This window comes from Streptomyces sp. NPDC001068 (genome assembly GCF_042897315.1).
Taxonomy (GTDB): Bacteria; Actinomycetota; Actinomycetes; order Streptomycetales; family Streptomycetaceae; genus Streptomyces.
In genome coordinates this window covers 156,735-176,512 of the sequence record NZ_JBIAYD010000003.1, presented here as the reverse complement: position 1 = coordinate 176,512, position 19,778 = coordinate 156,735, and the positions used below count along the sequence as shown (strand labels likewise).

At 72.7% G+C, this 19,778-nt stretch carries 17 protein-coding genes; 9 read left to right on the top strand and 8 right to left on the bottom strand.

The features are described from left to right. Positions 1 to 7 precede the first annotated feature (7 nt). Positions 8 to 817: a rhomboid-like protein gene (locus ACFY3I_RS10230; protein WP_390860219.1), complete on the top strand. Its 810-nt coding sequence runs from the start codon at positions 8 to 10 to the stop codon at positions 815 to 817. A gap of 903 nt (positions 818 to 1,720) precedes the next feature. Next, positions 1,721 to 4,135, top strand: coding sequence for an endopeptidase La (lon, locus tag ACFY3I_RS10225; protein ID WP_365290701.1), 2,415 nt, complete (start codon positions 1,721 to 1,723; stop codon positions 4,133 to 4,135). Between the two features lie 67 nt (positions 4,136 to 4,202). Here the strand turns inward: lon and ACFY3I_RS10220 are convergent, their stop codons facing one another. Next, the gene (locus ACFY3I_RS10220; RefSeq protein WP_390860218.1) at positions 4,203 to 5,015 is read right to left on the bottom strand and encodes a lysozyme; all 813 of its coding nucleotides are present in this window, start codon (positions 5,013 to 5,015) and stop codon (positions 4,203 to 4,205) included. Positions 5,016 to 5,292: 277 nt separating this feature from the next. Here ACFY3I_RS10220 and ACFY3I_RS10215 point away from each other — a divergent pair, with 277 nt between their 5' ends. Further along, positions 5,293 to 5,784, top strand: a complete 492-nt coding sequence (locus ACFY3I_RS10215; protein WP_390860217.1) for a MarR family winged helix-turn-helix transcriptional regulator — start codon at positions 5,293 to 5,295, stop codon at positions 5,782 to 5,784. A 29-nt stretch (positions 5,785 to 5,813) separates the two neighbouring features. Here the strand turns inward: ACFY3I_RS10215 and ACFY3I_RS10210 are convergent, their stop codons facing one another. After that, positions 5,814 to 6,602 (bottom strand): hypothetical protein, encoded by a 789-nt coding sequence (locus tag ACFY3I_RS10210; RefSeq protein ID WP_390860216.1) that lies wholly within the window; start codon positions 6,600 to 6,602, stop codon positions 5,814 to 5,816. 409 nt (positions 6,603 to 7,011) lie between these two features. Between ACFY3I_RS10210 and ACFY3I_RS10205 the strand changes: the two genes are divergently transcribed. The 6 genes from ACFY3I_RS10205 to ACFY3I_RS10180 all read left to right on the top strand — a co-directional run bounded on the left by ACFY3I_RS10205 (position 7,012) and on the right by ACFY3I_RS10180 (position 13,118). Further along, complete coding sequence (locus ACFY3I_RS10205) at positions 7,012 to 9,978, top strand: nitrate- and nitrite sensing domain-containing protein (RefSeq protein WP_390860215.1); 2,967 nt, start codon at positions 7,012 to 7,014, stop codon at positions 9,976 to 9,978. Further along, positions 9,975 to 10,478 carry a roadblock/LC7 domain-containing protein gene (locus ACFY3I_RS10200; RefSeq protein WP_365290708.1) on the top strand — a complete coding sequence of 168 codons (504 nt, stop codon included), beginning with the start codon at positions 9,975 to 9,977 and terminating at the stop codon, positions 10,476 to 10,478. The genes ACFY3I_RS10205 and ACFY3I_RS10200 overlap by 4 nt, the downstream gene beginning before the upstream one ends. Next, on the top strand, positions 10,475 to 10,897 hold the full coding sequence (locus tag ACFY3I_RS10195) for a DUF742 domain-containing protein (protein ID WP_351321834.1): 423 nt from the start codon (positions 10,475 to 10,477) through the stop codon (positions 10,895 to 10,897). The genes ACFY3I_RS10200 and ACFY3I_RS10195 overlap by 4 nt, the downstream gene beginning before the upstream one ends. Continuing rightward, positions 10,878 to 11,513 (top strand): ATP/GTP-binding protein, encoded by a 636-nt coding sequence (locus ACFY3I_RS10190; protein WP_365290711.1) that lies wholly within the window; start codon positions 10,878 to 10,880, stop codon positions 11,511 to 11,513. Before ACFY3I_RS10195 ends, ACFY3I_RS10190 begins: the two co-directional genes overlap by 20 nt. A gap of 15 nt (positions 11,514 to 11,528) precedes the next feature. Beyond that, positions 11,529 to 12,782, top strand: coding sequence for a styrene monooxygenase/indole monooxygenase family protein (locus tag ACFY3I_RS10185; protein WP_390860214.1), 1,254 nt, complete (start codon positions 11,529 to 11,531; stop codon positions 12,780 to 12,782). 90 nt (positions 12,783 to 12,872) lie between these two features. Further along, a complete protein-coding gene (locus ACFY3I_RS10180; RefSeq protein ID WP_365290720.1) occupies positions 12,873 to 13,118 on the top strand; it encodes a hypothetical protein in 246 nt (81 codons plus the stop codon). Positions 13,119 to 13,230: 112 nt separating this feature from the next. On the opposite strand, the gene ACFY3I_RS10175 is transcribed toward ACFY3I_RS10180, so the two are convergent. From ACFY3I_RS10175 to ACFY3I_RS10150, 6 genes are all read right to left on the bottom strand, one after another. Beyond that, a complete protein-coding gene (locus ACFY3I_RS10175) occupies positions 13,231 to 14,376 on the bottom strand; it encodes an NlpC/P60 family protein (RefSeq protein WP_390860213.1) in 1,146 nt (381 codons plus the stop codon). A 103-nt stretch (positions 14,377 to 14,479) separates the two neighbouring features. Further along, positions 14,480 to 14,764, bottom strand: a complete 285-nt coding sequence (locus tag ACFY3I_RS10170; protein ID WP_390860212.1) for a hypothetical protein — start codon at positions 14,762 to 14,764, stop codon at positions 14,480 to 14,482. Positions 14,765 to 14,774: 10 nt separating this feature from the next. Next, positions 14,775 to 15,428: a TetR/AcrR family transcriptional regulator gene (locus tag ACFY3I_RS10165; RefSeq protein ID WP_390860211.1), complete on the bottom strand. Its 654-nt coding sequence runs from the start codon at positions 15,426 to 15,428 to the stop codon at positions 14,775 to 14,777. Between the two features lie 217 nt (positions 15,429 to 15,645). Further along, a complete protein-coding gene (locus tag ACFY3I_RS10160) occupies positions 15,646 to 16,584 on the bottom strand; it encodes a diiron oxygenase (RefSeq protein WP_365290728.1) in 939 nt (312 codons plus the stop codon). A 113-nt stretch (positions 16,585 to 16,697) separates the two neighbouring features. After that, on the bottom strand, positions 16,698 to 18,155 hold the full coding sequence (locus ACFY3I_RS10155) for a penicillin-binding transpeptidase domain-containing protein (protein WP_390860502.1): 1,458 nt from the start codon (positions 18,153 to 18,155) through the stop codon (positions 16,698 to 16,700). A 26-nt stretch (positions 18,156 to 18,181) separates the two neighbouring features. After that, positions 18,182 to 19,543, bottom strand: a complete 1,362-nt coding sequence (locus tag ACFY3I_RS10150; RefSeq protein ID WP_390860210.1) for an FtsW/RodA/SpoVE family cell cycle protein — start codon at positions 19,541 to 19,543, stop codon at positions 18,182 to 18,184. Between the last annotated feature and the right edge of the window lie 235 nt (positions 19,544 to 19,778).

The window sequence follows — 19,778 nt, the reverse complement described above, 5'->3', positions numbered from 1 at the left end:
GGTCCCGATGGTGCGTGTGCCGAGGGTTCTCGTGCCGGTCGCCGCGGATTCCGGGGGGCCGGTCACCGTCGTCCGGCCCGGGGCGGACGGCGCCATGGAGGTCACCGCGCTGCTGGACGGCGTGCCCCGGCAGCGCGGCCCGGTCGCGGTGGCCGCCGCGAAGATCCCGCGTCCCGCGCTCCGGCCCTGGCTGCTGCTGCCCACGCCCGCCGGCACCCCGGTCACCTTCGCCTACGCGGCGATCCTCGCCCTCACCTCGCTCTTCGCCGCCCATGTCGGCCCCGTCCTCCTCTACACCGTCCACCAGGACTCCAGCACCGACGTCGCCCACCTCCTGCGCACCCCGGTCTTCGTCCTGCTGGCCAGCGCCCTGTGGATCGCCGGTGGTCTCCTGTCCCCCTTCTTCTTCGCGTTCGTGCTGGTCCTGACCGCGTTGGAGCGGCGGATAGGGGGCGCCCGGACGATCCTGGTCTTCCTGGCGGGCCATGTGCTCGCCACCCTCGCCACCGAGGTCCCGGTCGGCCTCGCGGTCCTGGCCGGCCGCCTCCCCGACACCTCCCTGCACCGCCTCGACTACGGCATCAGCTTCGGTGTGGCCGCCGGCACCGGCGCCCTGTGCGGGCTGCTCACCCCGTGGCTGCGCTGGCCCCTGCTGGCCCTGGTCGTGTGGAGCCTCGTCACGGACCTCATGGCCCTCCAGGACCCGATGACCGACTGGGGCCACCTGATCGCGCTGGGCATCGGGACGGTGCTGTGGCCGACGGTCCGGCGCTGGTCCCGGGAGGCGGAGAGGACTCCGGCACGGGCAACCGCCTGACGTACGGGCGCGTGCGCCGGCACGGCGGTAAGCCGGTACGGCGCGGTACGGGCGGTCTGGGTCGCTCGGCCGCCCGGGGCTCCGGACCCCGGACCTCGGACCTCGCACCCCGCACCCCGCACCTCGGACCTCGGACCTCGCACCCCGCACCCCGCACCCCGCACCCCGCACCTCGGACCTCGGACCTCGCACTCCGCACCCCGCACCCTCGGACCCCGGACCCCCGCACCCCGGACCCCCGCACCCCGGACCTCGGACCCCGGACCCCCGCACCCCGGACCCCGCACCCCGGACCCCGGACCCCGCACCCCGGACCCCCGCACCCCGGACCCTGCATCCCGCACCCGGACGTACCCACTCGTCGTGCCCGCCGGAAAGCCCGGTCGCCGCACGATCCCGACGCGCGTCCGGCCGTCGTGTCCGGCCGACAGGGCCCCGCGTCGCCGCCGCACACCACCCGACCGTCGTCCACGTGGCCGTGGACGCACACCACCCGACCGTCGATCACGTGGCCGTGGACGCACACCACCCGCCCGTCGATCACGTGGCCGTGGACGCACACCACCCGCCCGTCGATCACGTGGCCGTGGACGCACACCACCCAACCGTCGACCACGTGGCCATAGCCGCGCATCCCGTCCCTGGGGGAGGTGCGCGCCATCGGTGGCCCCGGACGAGGAATGAGTCCGCGTCCGGGGACTGTTCTCGCGTCATGGGTGCCGCGGCTCCGGCCGTCGGGATCTCGGGGTTCCTTCCGGTCGAGGTCCCGCGTTCCTCCCCGGCCGGCGCCCGTCACGGCCAGGTCGGCGGGTGATCGCTCACAGCGAACACACCCCCGGGAACATTCAGTGGCTCACATGCATTGAGTCGGCATAGCTCAAGTTCAATGCCGAAGGGGAGATCATGGCTTCGACGTCCGCATCACTCACCCTCCCTGTGCTGCCGCTCGACGACGAGGTCGTGCTGCCGGGGATGGTGGTCCCGCTGGACCTCAAGGACCCCGATGTACGCGCCGCCGTGGAGGCCGCGCAGGCCGCCGCCCGCAACGAGCCCGGCAAGCCCAGGGTGCTCCTGGTCCCGCGGGTGGACGGCGCCTACCCGGGCACCGGCGTGCTCGGCACCGTGGAGCAGGTCGGCCGGCTGGCCGACGGCGACCCCGGCGCGCTGATCCGCGGCCGTCACCGCGTCCGCATCGGCGCCGGCACCACCGGCCCGGGTGCCGCCCTGTGGGTGGAGGGCACCCGCATCGAGGAGAACGTCCCGGAACCGGTGCCCGGTCATGTCACCGAACTGGTCAAGGAGTACAAGGCGCTCGCCACCGCCTGGCTGCGCAAGCGCGCCGCCTGGCAGGTCGTGGACCGGGTGCAGGCCATCGACGACGTCTCCGCGCTCGCCGACAACTCCGGTTACTCGCCGTTCCTGACCACCGAGCAGAAGATCGAGCTGCTGGAGACCGCCGACCCGGTGGCCCGGCTGAAGCTCGCCACCCAGCAGCTGCGCGACCACCTCGCCGAGCAGGACGTGGCCGAGACGATCGCCAAGGACGTCCAGGAGGGCGTCGACAAGCAGCAGCGCGAGTTCCTGCTCCGCCGCCAGCTGGAGGCGGTCCGCAAGGAGCTGCGCGAGCTGAACGGCGAGAAGGACGGCGAGGAGTCCGACGACTACCGCACCCGGGTGGAGGCCGCCGACCTGCCGGAGAAGGTCCGCGAGGCCGCCCTCAAGGAGGTCGACAAGCTGGAGCGGTCCAGCGACCAGTCGCCCGAGGGCTCGTGGATCCGCACCTGGCTGGACACCGTCCTCGAACTCCCGTGGAACGAGCGGACCGAGGACCAGTACGACATCCAGGGCGCCAAGGCGGTCCTGGACGCCGAGCACGCCGGCCTGGAGGACGTGAAGGAGCGGATCACCGAGTACCTGGCGGTGCGCAAGCGCCGCAGCGACCGGGGGCTCGGGGTCATCGGCGGCCGCCGCGGCGGTGCCGTGCTGGCGCTCGTCGGTCCGCCCGGTGTCGGCAAGACCAGCCTGGGTGAGTCCGTCGCGCACGCGATGGGCCGGAAGTTCGTCCGGGTCGCCCTCGGCGGCGTCCGGGACGAGGCCGAGATCCGCGGCCACCGCCGTACGTACGTCGGCGCGCTGCCCGGCCGGATCGTCCGGGCGATCAAGGAGGCCGGTTCGATGAACCCGGTCGTCCTGCTGGACGAGATCGACAAGGTGGGGTCCGACTTCCGGGGCGACCCGGCGGCCGCCCTGCTCGAAGTCCTCGACCCGGCGCAGAACCACACCTTCCGCGACCACTACCTGGAGGTCGAACTCGACCTCTCGGACGTCGTCTTCCTGGCCACCGCCAACGTCCTGGAAGCCATCCCGGAGGCCCTGCTCGACCGTATGGAGCTGGTCCGGCTGGACGGCTACACCGAGGACGAGAAGGTCGTCATCGCCCGTGACCACCTGCTTCCGCGCCAGCTGGAGCGGGCGGGACTCGGCAAGGACGAGGTCACCCTCGACGAGAGCGCGCTGCGCAAGCTCGCCGGGGAGTACACCCGGGAGGCGGGCGTCCGCACCCTGGAGCGGTCGATCGCCCGTCTGCTGCGCAAGGTCGCGGCCCAGCACGAACTGGGCGAGCGGGAGCTGCCGTTCACGATCATGGACGCGGACCTGCGGGGTCTGATCGGCAGGCCGCACCATGTGCCCGAGTCCGCCCAGGACCCGGCCGAGCGCCGTACCGCGGTACCGGGTGTGGCGACCGGCCTCGCGGTCACCGGAGCGGGCGGGGACGTCCTCTTCGTGGAGGCGTCCCTGGCCGACCCGGAGACGGGCGCGGCGGGTCTGACCCTCACCGGCCAGCTGGGTGACGTGATGAAGGAGAGCGCGCAGATCGCCCTGTCCTTCCTCCGCTCGCACGGCGCCGAACTGGAACTCCCGGTCGGCGACCTGAAGGAGCGGGGCGTGCACGTGCACTTCCCGGCGGGCGCGGTCCCGAAGGACGGCCCGAGCGCCGGCGTCACCATGACGACGGCCCTCGCGTCCCTCCTGTCCGGCCGGCTGGTCCGCACGGACGTGGCCATGACCGGAGAGGTCTCGCTGACCGGCCGGGTACTGCCGATCGGCGGGGTGAAGCAGAAGCTGCTCGCCGCCCAGCGCGCCGGGGTGAGGACCGTCATCATCCCCAAGCGCAACGAGGCCGACCTGGACGACGTCCCGGCGGAGGTGCTGGACAAGCTCGACGTCCACGCCGTCACCGACGTCCGGCAGGTCCTGGAGCTGGCGCTCGCACCGGCCACGAACGGCGCGGCGCCGGAGGTTCCGGCAGCGGCGTGACGGACGCTGCCGGATGCGCAAGGCCCGGGTCCCCGCGAGGGGGCCCGGGCCTTCGCCCTGTGCGGGGTCAGCCCTTGGCGAGCGCGACCACCCGGTCGAGGGTGCCGTTGAACTTGTCGTGGTCGCCGACGGTCGGACCGGACGACGTGTACTGCCACGCCGTGTAGTACGACCAGCCGGCCGGCAGCGTCCCGACCTCCGAGGCGTACCGGGCGATCCACAGCGGGTTGCTCGCGGCGAAGCCGCTGTAGTTGCCGGTGCAGTCGGTCCACCAGCTGGTCGCCGTGTAGATCACGGCGTTCCGCCCGGTGCGCGTCTTGTAGGTGTGGAGGAAGTCGGTGATCCAGCTGACCATCGCGCTCTTGGACTTGCCGTAGCACGCCGCGCCGTACGGGTTCCACTCGATGTCGAGCGCGCCGGGCAGCGTACGGCCGTCCCTGGACCAGCCGCCGCCGTGGTCGACGAAGTAGTTGGCCTGGGCGGCACCGCTGGAGCTGTCCGGGGTCGCGAAGTGGTACGCGCCGCGGATCATGCCCGCGTCGTGGGAGCCGTTGTACTGCTGGGTGAAGGAGGGGTTCTTGTAGGACGTGCCCTCGGTCGCCTTGGTGTAGGCCCATTTGACCCCGCTGCCGAGCAGGGTCGGCCAGGCGACGTCGCCCTGGTGGCCGGAGACGTCGACGCCCTCGGTCTGGGTGGCGTCGCTGCTCTTGGGCGTGCCGCTCTGGCCGTCGTGGGCCAGTACGCCCATGCCCATGTAGGCCGAACCGTGAACGGGGGCCGGGGCGGGCGCGTCGGCGCGGGCGGGGGTCAGGGGGACCGTCGCGAGCAGCGGCGCGAGCAGTCCGGCGAGGATCGTGGGGGCGGGTCCGGGTAGCGGCATGACGTGCCTCCGTGGGGAGAGGTGTGGGTCCCAGGTATGCCAGAGACGGCCGGTGCGGGAGGCGCGACACGACGCGGGGTCACACGGCGCGACGAGCGTTAGCTGACGTGTACATGTCATCCAATGCCTGACGGAGACGCTACGCACGGGCGGGAGGGCGGGGAAGGGGGTCCGGAGGCCGCCGTCGGTCCACGCCTGCGGAATACTTGGCGAGCTGCGGCGACGACGGGGTTTGACGGAAACTTTCAGGACTGCGAAACCGATCAGGGGTGCTGACGTGCACGACGACGAAAAGGGCGACGAACGGCCCGCCGCCGACGGGTTGACGCCGAGTGGTGCGGACCGCGAATTCCTCACCCTGGAGCGCGAGTTGACGGTGCTGCTGCGACGCGCCCGCGCCAGCCAGGGGGAGATGGCCCGCGAGGTCCACCCCGACCTGGAGTCCGCCGCGTACGGCCTGCTGGTCCGGCTCGACGAGTGCGGCGGGCAGCGCGCCACCGACCTGGCCGGGTACATCGGCGTCGGCAAGGCCACCATGTCCCGCCAGCTGCGGGCCCTGGAGGAGCTGGGGCTGATCGCCCGCGAGCCCGACCCGGCCGACGGGCGGGCCTGGCTGGTCGCCCTCACGGACGAGGGCCGGCGCCGGGTCGGCACGGTCCGCGAGGCCCGCCGCGGCCGGTACGTCAGCCAGCTCGCCCACTGGCCGCGCCAGGAGGTCGCCGAACTGGCCCGGCTGCTCCACCAGCTGAACGGCGTGATGGAGAAGTAGCCTCCGCCGGGGGCGCCGGTGCCGGCGGCTCAGAACTCGACGTACACCACCGTCGCGTCGTCGTGCGTCTTGCTCCGCCGCAGGAACGCCCGCTCCTCCCGGTCGGCCGTCTCCAGCTCCCGCACCCGGCGCACCAGCGCCGGCGCCCCCTCCTCGCGCACGACGCCGAGGAGGGCCGCCCAGTCGCCCTGGTGGAACTTCTCCGTCCAGCGGGTCGCGCCGTCGGTCAGGGCGGCCAGCGCGCCGACCCGGTCCCGCGGTGCGCTCCCGGTCACCGCGCGGGCCGCGACCGAGGGGTCGGCGGCGGCGGTGAAGAAGCCCCCCTCCTTGTTGCGGACCGTGGCGTCGGCGACGGCGTCCGAGGCCAGCGAGGCGCGCGGGACCCGGTCGAGCCGGTCGTCCAGGACCGGGGTGACCGTGCCCTCGGGGGAGCGCAGCAGCAGTACGGAGTCGGACAGGACGAGGTACTCCAGGGTCTCCTCGGACCAGCGGGCCAGCACGACCGTCGCCTGGGGCGTGCGCGGGTGAGAAAGGTCACAGGTGTCACCATGGGTGTCGGCGGTGCGCCTGATCGCCCGTTCCAGGATTTCCCGCAGCGTCAGATCTGCTGCCGAAACGGTCAGTTCGGTCAGCGCGCCGCCCAGTCGCGCGGTGAACCAGGGGACCGAATGCAGACACCCGGTGCCGTTCCGGGGCGGGGTGACCCCGTCCAGGACGATCAGGCAACCCCCCTGTCCCGAGGCGGGAAGTCCGACACCGGCGAAGTCCTCGTTGGGGCGGTCCGGGGTGCCGGGTTCCGAAACGACTTCAGTACGCATCCGGCCAGTCTGCACGACCCCTTCACGATCTTCGCCAAAGGCTGGCAACCGTCCGGGATTTCACGCAGCCTTGCAGGTCAGCCGCCTGTTTTGGGGTGGATTAGCGCACTCCGGGAACGCGTGGTGGCGAATACTGTCAAAGCCTGTCGTCCGCGTCCAACCGGCCCGCCGGAAAGGGTCCCGGCGTGTTACCCCGGAACTTGCCCGCCAACTCCCCTCCGATGTTCACTCCTTCGGGTGGCGGGTCGGGCGAAGCCAGACCGCCGCCCACCGGCGCTGGGAGGGTCGGGGACCTACATAACGGGTGCACGTACCGGGTACACGCACCACTTGGCACCGAAATGCCGGGGATTATGACGGAGTGCCACCCGGCCCCTTGGGTATCACGAGTTCAGGAGTGCGAGCACCGGTGCAGAAGACGCGGCCTCGGCGCACAGGCAAGAAGACGGCCTCCGACACGGGCCCCGCGGCTCCCGTCGGCACCGGCCGCCGCAAGCACGTCCGTACACGGCTGATCGTGGCCGTGGCGGTGGTGGCCGCGGCGATCGCCGGCGCCGGCGCCCCCGCCCTGCTCACCGCCTCCGGGCAGCTGAGCGACTCCCAGGACCTGGTGACCCTCGCCGGGCGCACCCAGGACGCGCTGGCGCTGGCCAACTCGCTCGCCGACGAGCGCGACGAGGTCACCTCCTACGTCGCGGCGGGCCGCCCCAAGTCCAAGGCGCCCTCGCAGGACCGCGGCGCCCGGGTCGACCGCCAGGTCGAGGACCTGCGCGCCGACACCGACCTGCCGGGCTGGCTGCGCACCGACCTCGACGGCATCGCGGCCGTCCGCCGGTCCGCGCTCACCGGCCGCAGCACGGCCCTGGAGGCGCACCAGGCGTACTCCCGGACCATCACCGAACTCCACCGGCTCGCCGACGAACTGGCCGAGCGGACGCCGCCCCGGGCCGGCTCCGGTGCCTACGCGCTCGCCGAGCTGGACTCCGCCGTCCAGCAGTCCGCGGCCGCCCGCGGCCTGCTGCTCGCCGCCCTGAACATCCCGAGCTCCACCCAGACCACGATCGATCCGCTCACCGGTCTGCCCACCACCAGCACGACCACCTCCGACGCCGACCGCAAGCAGCGCGACGCGCTCACCGCCGCGGCCCAGCAGGCCAGGCTGCGGGCGGACGCGGCCGTCGCCGACTTCCGCGACACCGCGCCGGCGGCCGCGGTCGAGTCCTACGACTCCACGGTCACCGGCAACGACGTCAACGACGCCGACAAGTTCCTGGCCGCCCTCACCGACCAGCCGACCCTCTCCGACGACGACCTCGCCACCGGCACCAAGAAGCTGGACACGGCGCTGTCCGCCCGGGTCGACCTGATGCGGGGCACCGAGTCCGCCCTGTACGACCACCGCACCAAGGAGCTCGCGGGCCTCCGCGACGACGACGTCACCGCCCTGGAGATCCGGGTCGCGGTGCTCGGCGCCCTGATGCTGGTGACGGTGGGCATCGCCACGGCCATGGCCCGGACCCTCACCCGTCCCCTGTCGGTGCTCCGCCGGGGCTCGGCACGGCTGGCCGAGGCCGAGGACCCGCGCGCCGAGGAACCGATCACCTTCACGGGCCGCGACGACGAGTTCGCCCAGGTCGTCCGCTCGGTCAACGCCCTGCACGCGCACGCCGTCGAGCTGTACGACCGCATCGCCACCCTGGAGACCGACCGCAAGCACCTGGTCGGCCAGCGCCAGAAGATGGCCGACGCCCGCGAGGAACTGCGCGCCGAACTGACCGACGCCGGCGACCAGCTGGAGCGGCTGCGCACCAGCATCGGCGGCACCTTCGTCAACCTCGCGCTGCGCACCCTCGGACTGGTCGAACGGCAGCTCGCCGTCATCGAGGGCCTGGAGGAGCGCGAGCAGGACCCGGACCGGCTGGCCACCCTCTTCAAGCTCGACCACTTCGCCACGGTGATGCGCCGGCACAGCGAGAACCTGCTGGTCCTCGCCGGCACCGAGCACGTCCAGCAGCACGCGGGCCCGATCCCGCTGGTGGACGTCGTCCGGGCGGCGGTCAGCGAGATCGAGCGCTACGAACGGGTCCGGATCTCGGCGCTGCCCCCGCACGCGCACGTGGCCGGCTTCGCCGCCGACGACCTCAGCCACCTGCTCGCCGAACTCATGGAGAACGCCAGCTCGTTCTCGCCGCCCGACGTGCCCGTGGAGATCTCCGGCTGGCTGCTGGAGAGCGGCGAGGTCATGCTGTCGGTGCAGGACGAGGGCATCGGCATGACCGCCGACCGCCTGGTCCGGCTCAACGGGCGCCTCGCCGACTTCGACCCCGGATCGCCGTACGACCAGGAGGGCGAGGACGGTCTCGGGCTCGGCCTGTACGTCGTGGCCCGCCTGGCCCACCGGCACGGGGTCCGGGTGCAGCTGCGCGAGCAGAAGCAGGGCGGGGTGGCCGCGGTCGTGGTCCTGCCCCAGCCGCTGCTGGCCGCGGCGCCCGCGTCGGCGGTGCCCTCGGCCGCGACGGTTCCCGGCGGCACCCACGGCTTCTCGCTGCCGGGCGCGGACGCGGAGGTCAACTCCAACGTCCTGCACGGCCGCGCGAAGTCCGGCGACCCCCTCGTGACGCTGGCGGAGCAGGCGGTCCGGAACGCGGACGAGAACCCCGCCCACGAGCAGGCGGACCCGCCGAAGGCGGCGGCCCCCGTACCGGCGGCCCGTCCGAAGGCCCCGGCGGAGACCTTCGCCGAGACGACGATGGAACTCCTGGTCCCGGACCTGGCCCAGCCCGCACCCTCCGAACCGCCGACCCCCGCGACCACCGAGCACCCGCCCCCGTCGGCAGGACAGCAGCCGTACCCGGCCCCGGGCGAGCAGCCGTACCCGGCCCCCGGCGAGCAGCCGCTGCCGGTCCGGCGCACCGCCGACGAGCGGACGCACCCCGCCGACGCCGAGGGCGACACGCGGCCGCGGTCCGTGGCCGGCGACGGCGAGCGGGCCCCGCTGGCGCCGCCCGCGCCCGGCCACGACAGCCGCACGGGCGGCCGCCGGGACGGCAGCGACTCCGGCGAAGCCCGCACCGGCGCCGGGGCCGCGGGCGACGACGAGGACCCGGTCACCAGCAAGGGCCTCCCCAAGCGCACCCCCAAGATCACCACCACCGCACCGGCCCCACGCCAGCGCGGTACCGGCGTCGACGCCGAAGCCCTGCGCCGCAGGCTCGGCGGCTTCCGCAGCGGAGCCGACGCCGGCCGCCGGGACGTCCAGGCGGAGATCGCCGAACAGACCGGCCAGAACCAGGTGCCGAGCACCACAACAGCGGTACCCGGATCAGTCGTATCCGGTGAAGCCACGGGGGGCACAGTCGAGGAGGCAAGCAGTTGACCGCGCCCAGTACCTTCGGACTGAGCAGTGAGGCCCGTAACCTGCACTGGCTGCTGAGCAACCTCGTGGAGGAGGTGTCCGGCATCCAGTCGGTCGCCGTCGTCTCCTCGGACGGCCTGCTCCTGCTCTCTTCGGACCCCGGCCGCAACGAGGAGGCCAGGGAGGCCCGCGCGGCGACCCGCACCGGCCCCCGCGGCTCCGCCGCCGACCTCGCCACCATCGTCTCCGGCATCGGCAGCCTGACCATCGGCGCCGCCCGGCTGATGGACTACGGCGCGGTCAAGCACACGATGGTCGCCATGGACGAGGGCAGCCTCTTCGTGATGTCGATCAGCGACGGCTCGCTGCTCGGCGTGCACGGCTCCGCGGAGTGCGACATGAGTGTCGTGGCGTACCACATGGCGCTGTTCGTCGGCCGCGCCGGACACGTCCTGACCCCCGAGCTCCGCAGTGAACTGAGGAAGTCCCTGGAGGCAGAGGCGACGAGGAGCGGCCAGTGAGCAACGCCCCGAAGAACCGCAGGCAGAACCTCCCGGTACGCGGCGGCGAACGCAAGCCCGCCCGCGTCCGGCCCTACTCGCTCACCGGCGGCCGTACCCGCTTCGGTCACGTCCTCCTCGTGGAGACGTTCGTGGCGGCGCTGGAGGCCCCGGAGGAGCGCAAGGAACTGACGAACGGCTCCCTCAACACCCGGGTGATGCCGGAGATGCGGGCCATCGTCGAACTGTGCCGCCGGATGCGTACGGTGGCCGAGATCGCCGCGCTGCTCAAGATGCCGCTCGGCGTGGTCCGGGTCCTGCTCAGTGACCTCGCGGACCAGGGAAAGATCCGTGTGTACGGAACGGGGACCGGTCACGGCGTGGGCCGTCCGGACCGCGCTCTGCTGGAAAGGGTGCTGAGTGGACTACGCCGTCTCTGACGCCTCCGGCGTCGCCCCGCTCCTCGACGGTGAGGAGCAAGAGCGGTCCTGGCAGACGGACCGCAGCCGGGCCCCGATCGCCACGAAGATAGTCGTGGCGGGCGGGTTCGGCGTCGGCAAGACCACCATGGTCACCGCCGTCTCGGAGATCACGCCCCTGCAGACCGAGGCGCTGATGACCGAGGCGAGCGAGGAGACCGACGACCTCACCGACACGCCCGACAAGCTCACCACCACCGTGGCCATGGACTTCGGCCGCATCACGCTCGACGACGACCTGGTGCTCTACCTGTTCGGCACGCCGGGCCAGCAGCGGTTCTGGTTCATGTGGGACGACCTGGTGCGGGGCGCGATCGGGGCGGTCGTCCTCGCCGACACCCGGCGGCTGAAGGACTGCTTCCCGGCGCTGGACTACTTCGAGAGCTGCGGGCTGCCGTACGTCGTCGCGGTCAACCACTTCGACGGCAGCGAGCGGTTCGATCCGGAGGACGTGCGGGAGGCGCTGACGATCCCGCCGCGCATACCTGTAATGATCATGGATGCCCGCCGTCGCGTCCCGGTGATCGAGACACTGTTGTCGCTGGTCGCCCACGCGCTGGACGAAACACCCGAGTAGGAGAACGGTCCCCGTATGCGGAAGATACTCGTCGTGGGGGCCGGTCAGTCCGGCCTCCAGCTCGCCCTCGGCCTCCAGTCGCACGGCTACGAGGTCACCCTGATGTCGAACCGGACCGCGGACGAGATCCGCTCCGGCCGGGTCATGTCGACGCAGTGCATGTTCCACACGGCGCTGCAGCACGAGCGTGATCTCCAGCTGAACTTCTGGGAGTCCCAGGCCCCGAAGATCGAAGGACTCGGCGTCTCGGTCGCCGCCCCCGGATCCTGGGGCGAGGGCCCCGCGGCCCGCGCGATCGACTGGGTGGGCAGGCTCGACGGGTACGCGCAGTCGGTCGACCAGCGGGTCAAGATGGCCGGCTGGATGGAGACCTTCGCCCAGCGCGGCGGCCAGCTGGTCATCCACGGCGCGGCCGTCGGCGACCTCGACTACTTCGCCCGGACCTACGACCTGGTGCTGGTCTCCGCCGGCAAGGGCGAGCTGGTCTCCATGTTCGGCCGCGACGCCGCCCGTTCCCCCTACACGGAGCCGCAGCGGGCCCTCGCCGTCGCCTACGTGCACGGCGTCGGCCCCCGCCCCGAGCACCCGGACCTCCACGCGGTGCGCTGCAACCTGGTCCCCGGTGTCGGCGAGCTCTTCGTCATGCCGACCCTTACGACCTCGGGACCGGCCGACATCCTCTTCTGGGAGGGGATACCCGGCGGACCGCTGGACGTCTTCAACGGCGTCAAGGACCCGGCGGAGCACCTCTCCCTGACCCTGGAACTCATGGAGCGGTACACGCCCTGGGAGTACGCGCGGGCCACCAAGGCGGAACTGACCGACGCCGGCGCCACGCTGGCCGGCCGTTACGCCCCCACCGTCCGCAACCCGGTCGGCCACCTCCCCGGGGGCGGCCTGGTCCTCGGCGTCGCGGACGTCGTCGTCGCCAACGACCCGATCACCGGCCAGGGCTCCAACTCGGCGTCCAAGTGCGCCGCCGCCTACCTCGCCTCGATCCTCGAGCACGGTGAGAAGGAGTTCGACGAGACCTGGATGCGGCAGACCTTCGACCGCTACTGGGGCACCGCCCAGCACGTCACCAAGTGGACGAACGCGATGCTCGCCCCGCCGCCGGAGCACGTCCTCAACCTGATCGGCGCGGCCGGCCAACTCCAGCCCGCCGCCGACCGCTTCGCCAACGCCTTCGACGACCCGTCCGACTTCGAGAACTTCTTCTACGAGCCGGAGAAGACGAACGCCTACCTGGCGTCGATCTCGGGGGCCTGACCGGCTTCCGGTCGGTGTCCCGGCCGTCGTCCCCCGTCGGCGCAGGGCGGGCTTCGTCGCTCGATCGGCGGGGGTCGTACAGTGCGCCGCATGTCGAATCGTTTGAGACGCACCCTTGTCGCCGCGGCCAGAGGCGCCGCCTCGGTCTGCGGACTTGTCGTGTTCTGGATGGTCCTGGGTGCGTCCCCGGCCGGGATCGTGCCGTGGGCCGTCGGTTTCGCCGCGCTGTTCGCCGCGATCACCTGGTACACGTGGTGGTTCTACGGGGACTCGCCCAAGGCGCTCGCACTGCAGGCGAAGGCCGAGGCGAAGGAGTCCCGGACCCTGGGGCGGTAGCTCCGGACCCGCGTGCTTCGCGCGGTGGACTTTACGGGCGTCTCCCGGTGGTCGGCCCCGGGCCTTCCCTGACGTGGGTCCGGAAGGCCTGCCCGGCCGACGCCGCCCGCGATCAGAGATTCGTGGGGCGGTAGCCGTCGTCCGGGCCCTGGGTGGCCGTCGGGGGGAGCCTCGGGGGTGTGTAGCGGGGCAGGGGGGCCGCCGCGGGGTCCGGGCGGACCGCGCCCAGGATGGGGTTGGCGGCGATGGGGGAGACCTTGATCCTCGCGCCGGGGCGCGGGGCCTGGACCACCTTGCCGCCGCCCAGGTAGAGGGCGACGTGGGTGGCCTCGGGGAAGTAGACGACCAGGTCGCCCGGACGCAGGTCGGCGAGGGGGATGTGCCGGAGGCCGGCCCACTGTTCCTGGCTGGTTCTCGGAATGGACGTGCCCGCGTGGTCCCAGGCCTGCTGGGTCAGCCCCGAGCAGTCGTACGACAGCGGGCCCGCCGTACCCCACCGGTAGGGCTTGCCCAACTGGTCCACCGCGTAGCGCACCGCACGGTCGCCCTCCTGGGAGGGAGGGGGCGTGGTGGCGGGGAGCGCTCCGGAGGTCGTCAGTTCGCGCTGGGCGTCGGCGACGCCGGTCCGCTCCAGGTCGGCGAGGGCGGTGAGCTGGGACGGGGTGAGGGCGGCCAGCAGCCTCTCCACGTCCGAGAGTCGGGACCGTACCTCGTCCCGCTGCTTCTTCTGCCGTGCGGCCAGGGCGAGTTGGGTGTCCAGTGCGGTGCGGGCCCGCCGGGTGAGCGCGGAACGCCGCTGCTCGTCGTCCGTCAGTCGGCCCACCGTCCTGGCACGTTCGCGCGACAGCTGCCCGATGACGTGGCCCTCGTCGAGCGCGTGCTGCGGGTCGCGGGCGAGGAGCAGTCGCAGGTAGGGGGAGAGTCCGGTGGCGCTCTGGTACTGCTGCCGGGCCAGCCGGCCGGCCGCGGCCCTGCTGGAGTAGAGGGAGCGGCGGGACCTTGCCAGTTCGTCGTCCAGCCGGTCCACCGTGGCGCGCTGCCGCTCCAGCCGCTCCTCGGTCGCGTTGTAGGTCTCGGTGGCCTGTTCCGCCTGCCGGTAACGCTGCTGAAGGTCGGTCAGCAGCTCGGCCACCGGGCGCTCGGGGACGGGCGCGGCGGGCGCGGCGGGCGCGGTGCGGGCGTGGGCGGGTGCGGGTGCGAGGACGGCCTGAACCGCCACCGCGGCCGTGCAGGCCAGGCGCAGAAACCTTCCTGACACGTCATCACCTCCGATGCGGGCGGTCCGTCCGCTCCGCATCGTGATAATCAGACATGTATGTGCGGTTTGCGCCAGCGCTGGTAGGCCTACCGGCTCAGGCGTTTCACCCGTCCGAGTCGACCGGCTTCTTCGGCCACGGCCACCTCGGACCTCCGGCGCCGCCCTTGCCCGTGGGGTCGTACGCGTACTTCCAGCCCTGGGTCAGACCCAGACGCCTGCTGTGCCCGCGCGGGACGCGCCGGTAGACCAGCACGGTCGGCGGTCCGCCGGCCGGGTCCGGCACCGGGATGCGGTACGTCTTCGGAGGGTGGCCGGTCATGCCGAGCAGTACCGGGAGCATGCGCCCGTCCATGGGGCCGCCCTCGAAGGGGGTGTCCTGACTCTTCACGGCACCAGTTTCAGCCATCCGCCGCGAGGGCGTCGACGAGGGCCGCGGTCTGCGGGTCGCGGCGCGCGGTCACGCTCAGTACGGCGACGAACTGGTCCACCAGCCAGTCGCGCAGTTCGCCGGCGGGCGGCTGCTTGTCCTCGTCGAGCCAGATCAGGGAGGCCGCCTCGACCGCCGTGATCCACATGCGGACGGTCATCCGCAGCCGGGGCCCCGGCTCGGCGACCCCGAGGTGGCTGAGGATGTGCCGCGCCGCGGCCCGTCGTACGCCGTCCACGGTCGCCGTCGTCCGGGAGGTCTCCACCACGCTCCCGCCCTGGAGCAGGGCGCTGAAGCCGGCGTCGTGCTGGTCGACGAAGGCGAGGTAGCGGTCGAGGGCACGGGAGAGCCGGGGCAGCAGCGGGCCCTTGCGGGGCTCGTCGAAACAGTGCTCCAGTTCCTCGGCGGCCGACCTGAGGGCGGCCTCGTAGAGCTGCTGCTTGCCGCCCGGGAAGTACCGGTACACCAGGGGGCGGGAGACCCCGGCCGCCTCCGCCACGTCGTCGAGCGAGACGTCCTCGGGGACGCGGTGCGCGAAGAGGGAGAGGGCCGCTTCGAGGAGCTGGCTGCGCCGCTCCTCGACGGACAGCCGGCGATAGGCGGGGGTGGCGGCCGACGGGGTCATGCTCGCAGGGTAGCCGGTGCGGGGCCGGCATCGACCGGTGCGCCCTCGACCTCGGCCGGGACCCGTGCGGGCGGCCGGAGGGGCCCGGGGAGCCCTGCGATCACCTCCCGCGCACCGCACACCGCACACCGCACACGGCGCACCCGCACACGGCGCACAGCACACGGCGCTCAGCGCACCGCACGCCACCCCGACCCCCCGCCGGCACTCCCCGAGGTCAGGCCAGCAGTCCCGAGCTCTTCCACAGGCGCCGCCCGGCTCCCCGCAGGACGCCGATGTCGTCCAGGAAGTCCGTCAGTTTCCTCGCGCCGGTCTGCATGACCTCCCGGCGGTGCCCGCTCGCCCGTACCTGCGCCACCGCCTCCCGCCGGTCCAGGCCCACGTTCGTGTAGACCTCGGGGTTCACGAAGGCCACCGAGAACACCCGGGCGAACTCGCCGGAGGTGACCCGGGTGAACTCCTGGGACCAGCGGGGTGCCGTCAGCATCTGGTGGCGCAGCTCCTCACGGGCGTACCGGACGTGCCGGGCCTCCTCGACCACGTGGATCCGGGTGACCCCGCGGACGAGGGTCTGCACGCGCTCGTCGGGGAAGGTCAGCCGCTGCATCCAGTCCAGCACCTCCTCGCCGAGCAGGGTGGCGGTGAAGGAACCGGGGGTGGTCGAGATCGTCTTGAACAGGCGGCCCAGGTTCAGGTGGGCGCGGCTCACCGGGTACCAGGGCGCGTCACCGCGGGCGATCAGGCGCGCGAACATCTTCGAGTGCCGGCACTCGTCCTCGATCTCGGTGAGCGCGTAGCGCACGTGCGCGCTGGTCGCCGACTTGTCGTAGATGTGCCGCACCAGCAGTTGCATCAGGATCAGCTCGAACCAGATACCGAGGGAGGCGAGGGCCGCGGCCTCGTGCTGGGAGAGCAGGATCCGCTGTTCCTCGGACATCCGCTTCCACATCGGGGTGTCGTAGAGCGACACCAGCTCCGGCGGCCAGAACCACTTGCCGTCCTCGAAGGGCGCGTCCCAGTCCAGCTCCTTGTCGGGGTCGAACGAGTGCTTCGCGGAGGAGACGAGCAGCCGTTCGGCCACCTGCTCGCGGTCCTTGAGCAGGCCGAGCGCGTCGCGCAGTCCGTCGACCGCGTCCGCTTCCGTCAGGGTCGTCATTGCTCCCTCACCTCGTTACCGGGGGGTATCGTGCCGTACGCACTTATGAGACCGCTTGTCAGCAAGGCGGTCAATCCCCCGCGCACGACTTGTTGACTTCGCGTCTACCCGGTTCAGAGCCCGAGGACCGCCCGCATCACCGCCCTGGCGATGGGCGCCGCGTCCCCGCCCCCGCTGATGTCGGCCCGGTCGGCCGCCGCGTCCTCCACCACCACCGCCACCGCCACCTTCGGCTCCACGTCGGTGTCCGCCTGCGCCCACGACACGAACCAGGCGTACGGCAGCCCCGTGTTGCCGACGCCGTGCTGCGCGGTCCCGGTCTTGCCGCCGACCGTGGCGCCGCGGATCGCCGCGTTGGAGCCGGTGCCCTCCTGGACCACGTTCGTCATCAGCTCCTTCATCCGGACGGCCGTCGCCGGGCTCATCACCTGCCGGACCGCCCCGGAGCCGCCGGTGGCGACCGTCTCGCCGGTGCGCCGCACGGTCCGCTCCACCAGATACGGCGGCCGGGCCGTCCCGCCGTTCGCCACCGCCGCCGCGACCATGGCCATCTGCAGCGGGGTGGCGCGGGTGTTGTACTGCCCGATCGACGACAGCGCCAGCTGCGCCCGGTCCACACTGGTGTCGAAGGTGCTCGGCACGGCGGCGAAGGGGACGCGCAGGTGCCGGTCGTTGAAGCCGAACGCCTGGGCCGTCGTCGTCATGTCCGCGACCCCCACGTCCACGCCCAGCTTGGCGAAGACCGTGTTGCAGGACCACTCGAAGGCGGCCCGCAGCGAGGCGTCCGCGCAGCCGTCGCCCTCGTTGGTCAGCCGGGTCGTGGTGCCCGGCAGCCGGTAGGGGTCGGGGGAGTCGGTCGGCGCGTCCAGATCGGTGACCACTCCGGCGTCCAGCGCGGCCGCCGCGGTGACCACCTTGAAGGTCGACCCCGGCGGATACGTCTGCCGTACCGCGCGGTTGAGCATCGGCTTCTCCGGGTCGCCGTTGAGGCGGGCCCAGGCGGAGGTGGCCGGTGCGCCGTTGCCGGACAGTTCGGAGGGGTCGTAGGACGGGGTCGAGACCAGGGCGAGGATCCGGCCGGTCGACGGTTCGATCGCGGCCACCGCGCCCTTGCGGGTGCCGAGGCCCCGGTAGGCGGCCTCCTGGGCGTACCGGTTCAGCGTCGTGACGACGTTCCCGCCCGGGTACTGCTTGCGGCTCGTGTCGTTCCACAGCGGGAACGGCGCCAGCATCGGATCGGTCCCGGAGAGCAGGTCGTCCTCGGCGTGCTCCAGGAACGTGGTGCCGTACAGCTGGGAGGCGAAGCCGGTGACCGGGGCGTACAACGGGCCCTGCGGGTAGGTGCGTTCGTAGCGGAGCTGCTCCCTGCTGTCCCGCGAGCCGGTGACCGGCGCGCCGCCGACCAGGATGTCGCCGCGCGGCAGCCCGTAACGGGCGATGCTGGCCCGGCGGTTGGCCGGGTTGTCGTCGTAGGCGTGCGCCCGGACCACCTGGACCCGGGCCGCGTTGACGAGCAGCGCGAAGAGCAGCAGGGCGCAGAAGGCGCGGGCCCGCCGGATGTACCTGGCCATGCCGGCGTCCCGGCGGTCCTGCCCGTTCACGGGGCCACCCGTCCGTCGTAGTGGCGGCGGGCCGAGTCGCTCACCCGGATCAGCAGCGCCACGATCGCCCAGTTGGTCACCACCGAGGAGCCGCCCTGGGCGAGGAACGGCATCGCCATGCCGGTCAGCGGGATCAGCCCGGTCACCCCGCCCGCGATGACGAAGACCTGGAGCGCGACGATCGAGGCGAGCCCGACCGCGAGCAGCCGTCCGAAGGGCTCGCGCAGGGCGAGGCCCGCCCGGTAGCCGCGCTCCACCAGCAGGCCGTAGAGAAGGAAGATCGCGGACAGACCGGCGAGGCCGAGCTCCTCGCCCGCGGTGGCCAGGATGAAGTCCGACTTGGTGGCGAAGCCGATCAGGATCGAGTGACCGAGGCCGAGCCCGGTCCCCAGGACCCCGCCCGCGGCGAACGCGAAGAGCGACTGCGCCAGTTGGTTCGGCCCCTGACCGGCGTCGATCGAGGCGAAGGGGTGCAGCCAGTCCTCGATCCGGCCGTGGACGTGCGGTTCCAGCGGTCCCACGGCGACCGCGCCGAGCACCGCGAGCAGCAGGCCGACGGCGATCCAGCCGGTGCGCCCGGTGGCGACGTAGAGCATGACCACGAAGAGACCGAAGAAGAGCAGCGAGGTGCCCAGGTCCCGTTCGAGGATCAGGACGCCGACGCTCACCAGCCAGATGGTGACGATCGGCCCGAGCACCCGTCCGGTCGGGAACTGCATGAACCACAGCCGGCGGCCGGCGTAGGCCAGCGCGCTGCGGTTGGCGGCCAGATACGCGGCGAAGAACACCGCGAGCAGCACCTTCGCGAACTCGCTGGGCTGGATGGAGAATCCGGCGATCCGGATCCAGATCCGGGCTCCGTTCACGGCCGGGAAGAAGATCGGGAGCAGCAGCAGGATCAGCGCCGCGGCCACGCACACGTAGGAGTAGCGCTGGAGCAGGCGGTGGTCGCGCAGCATCAGCACGACCATGATGAACAGGCCGACGCCCAGGGTGGACCAGACGAGTTGGGCGGGGGCCGCCCGGTCGCCGGGGGTCTGCAGGTCCAGCCGGTAGATGAGGACCAGGCCGAGTCCGTTGAGCAGCACCCCGATCGGCAGCGGCAGCGGGTCGGCGTACGGCGCCCGGAAGCGGACGGCGAGGTGGGCGACGAGCGCGAGGACGCCGAGGCCGGCGCCGTAACCGGCGGCGCCCGGCGGGACGGTGCCGGTACGGGCCAGGCCGACCGCGCAGTAGCCGTACACGGACAGCAGTACGGCCAGCACGATCAGGGCGAGTTCGACGCCGCGGCGCCGGGGGAGACGTCCGGGTGAGGTGGAGGGCTCGGGGGCCGCCAGGGTGGTTCCGGCCTTGGTCATGTCCGGAACTTACCCACATCGTGCGAGTTGCGTGCTTTGTTCGGTCGCGCCAGCGTGGCGTGGGGTCGGGGGTGGCCGGGGCGGTGTGGCATGCGCCCGCCGGTGGGGGCTTGTCGCGGGGGTGCCCCCCCCCCCCCCCCCCCGGGGGGGCGGGGCCGGCCCCCCCCCCCCCCCCCCCCCCCGGGCCCCCCCCCCCCCCCCCCCCCCCCGGCCCGCCGCCCCCCCCCCCCCCCCC

What these genes read in the sequence shown, in the direction of transcription:
- ACFY3I_RS10160 (WP_365290728.1), bottom strand. Translation starts at nt 16,584, where the DNA reads ATGACGACCCTGACGGAAGCGGACGCGGTCGACGGACTGCGCGACGCG.
- ACFY3I_RS10185 (WP_390860214.1), top strand. Translation starts at nt 11,529, where the DNA reads ATGCGGAAGATACTCGTCGTGGGGGCCGGTCAGTCCGGCCTCCAGCTC.
- ACFY3I_RS10210 (WP_390860216.1), bottom strand. Translation starts at nt 6,602, where the DNA reads ATGCGTACTGAAGTCGTTTCGGAACCCGGCACCCCGGACCGCCCCAAC.
- ACFY3I_RS10155 (WP_390860502.1), bottom strand. Translation starts at nt 18,155, where the DNA reads ATGGCCAGGTACATCCGGCGGGCCCGCGCCTTCTGCGCCCTGCTGCTC.
- ACFY3I_RS10150 (WP_390860210.1), bottom strand. Translation starts at nt 19,543, where the DNA reads ATGACCAAGGCCGGAACCACCCTGGCGGCCCCCGAGCCCTCCACCTCA.
- lon (WP_365290701.1), top strand. Translation starts at nt 1,721, where the DNA reads ATGGCTTCGACGTCCGCATCACTCACCCTCCCTGTGCTGCCGCTCGAC.
- ACFY3I_RS10220 (WP_390860218.1), bottom strand. Translation starts at nt 5,015, where the DNA reads ATGCCGCTACCCGGACCCGCCCCCACGATCCTCGCCGGACTGCTCGCG.
- ACFY3I_RS10165 (WP_390860211.1), bottom strand. Translation starts at nt 15,428, where the DNA reads ATGACCCCGTCGGCCGCCACCCCCGCCTATCGCCGGCTGTCCGTCGAG.
- ACFY3I_RS10230 (WP_390860219.1), top strand. Translation starts at nt 8, where the DNA reads ATGGTGCGTGTGCCGAGGGTTCTCGTGCCGGTCGCCGCGGATTCCGGG.
- ACFY3I_RS10180 (WP_365290720.1), top strand. Translation starts at nt 12,873, where the DNA reads ATGTCGAATCGTTTGAGACGCACCCTTGTCGCCGCGGCCAGAGGCGCC.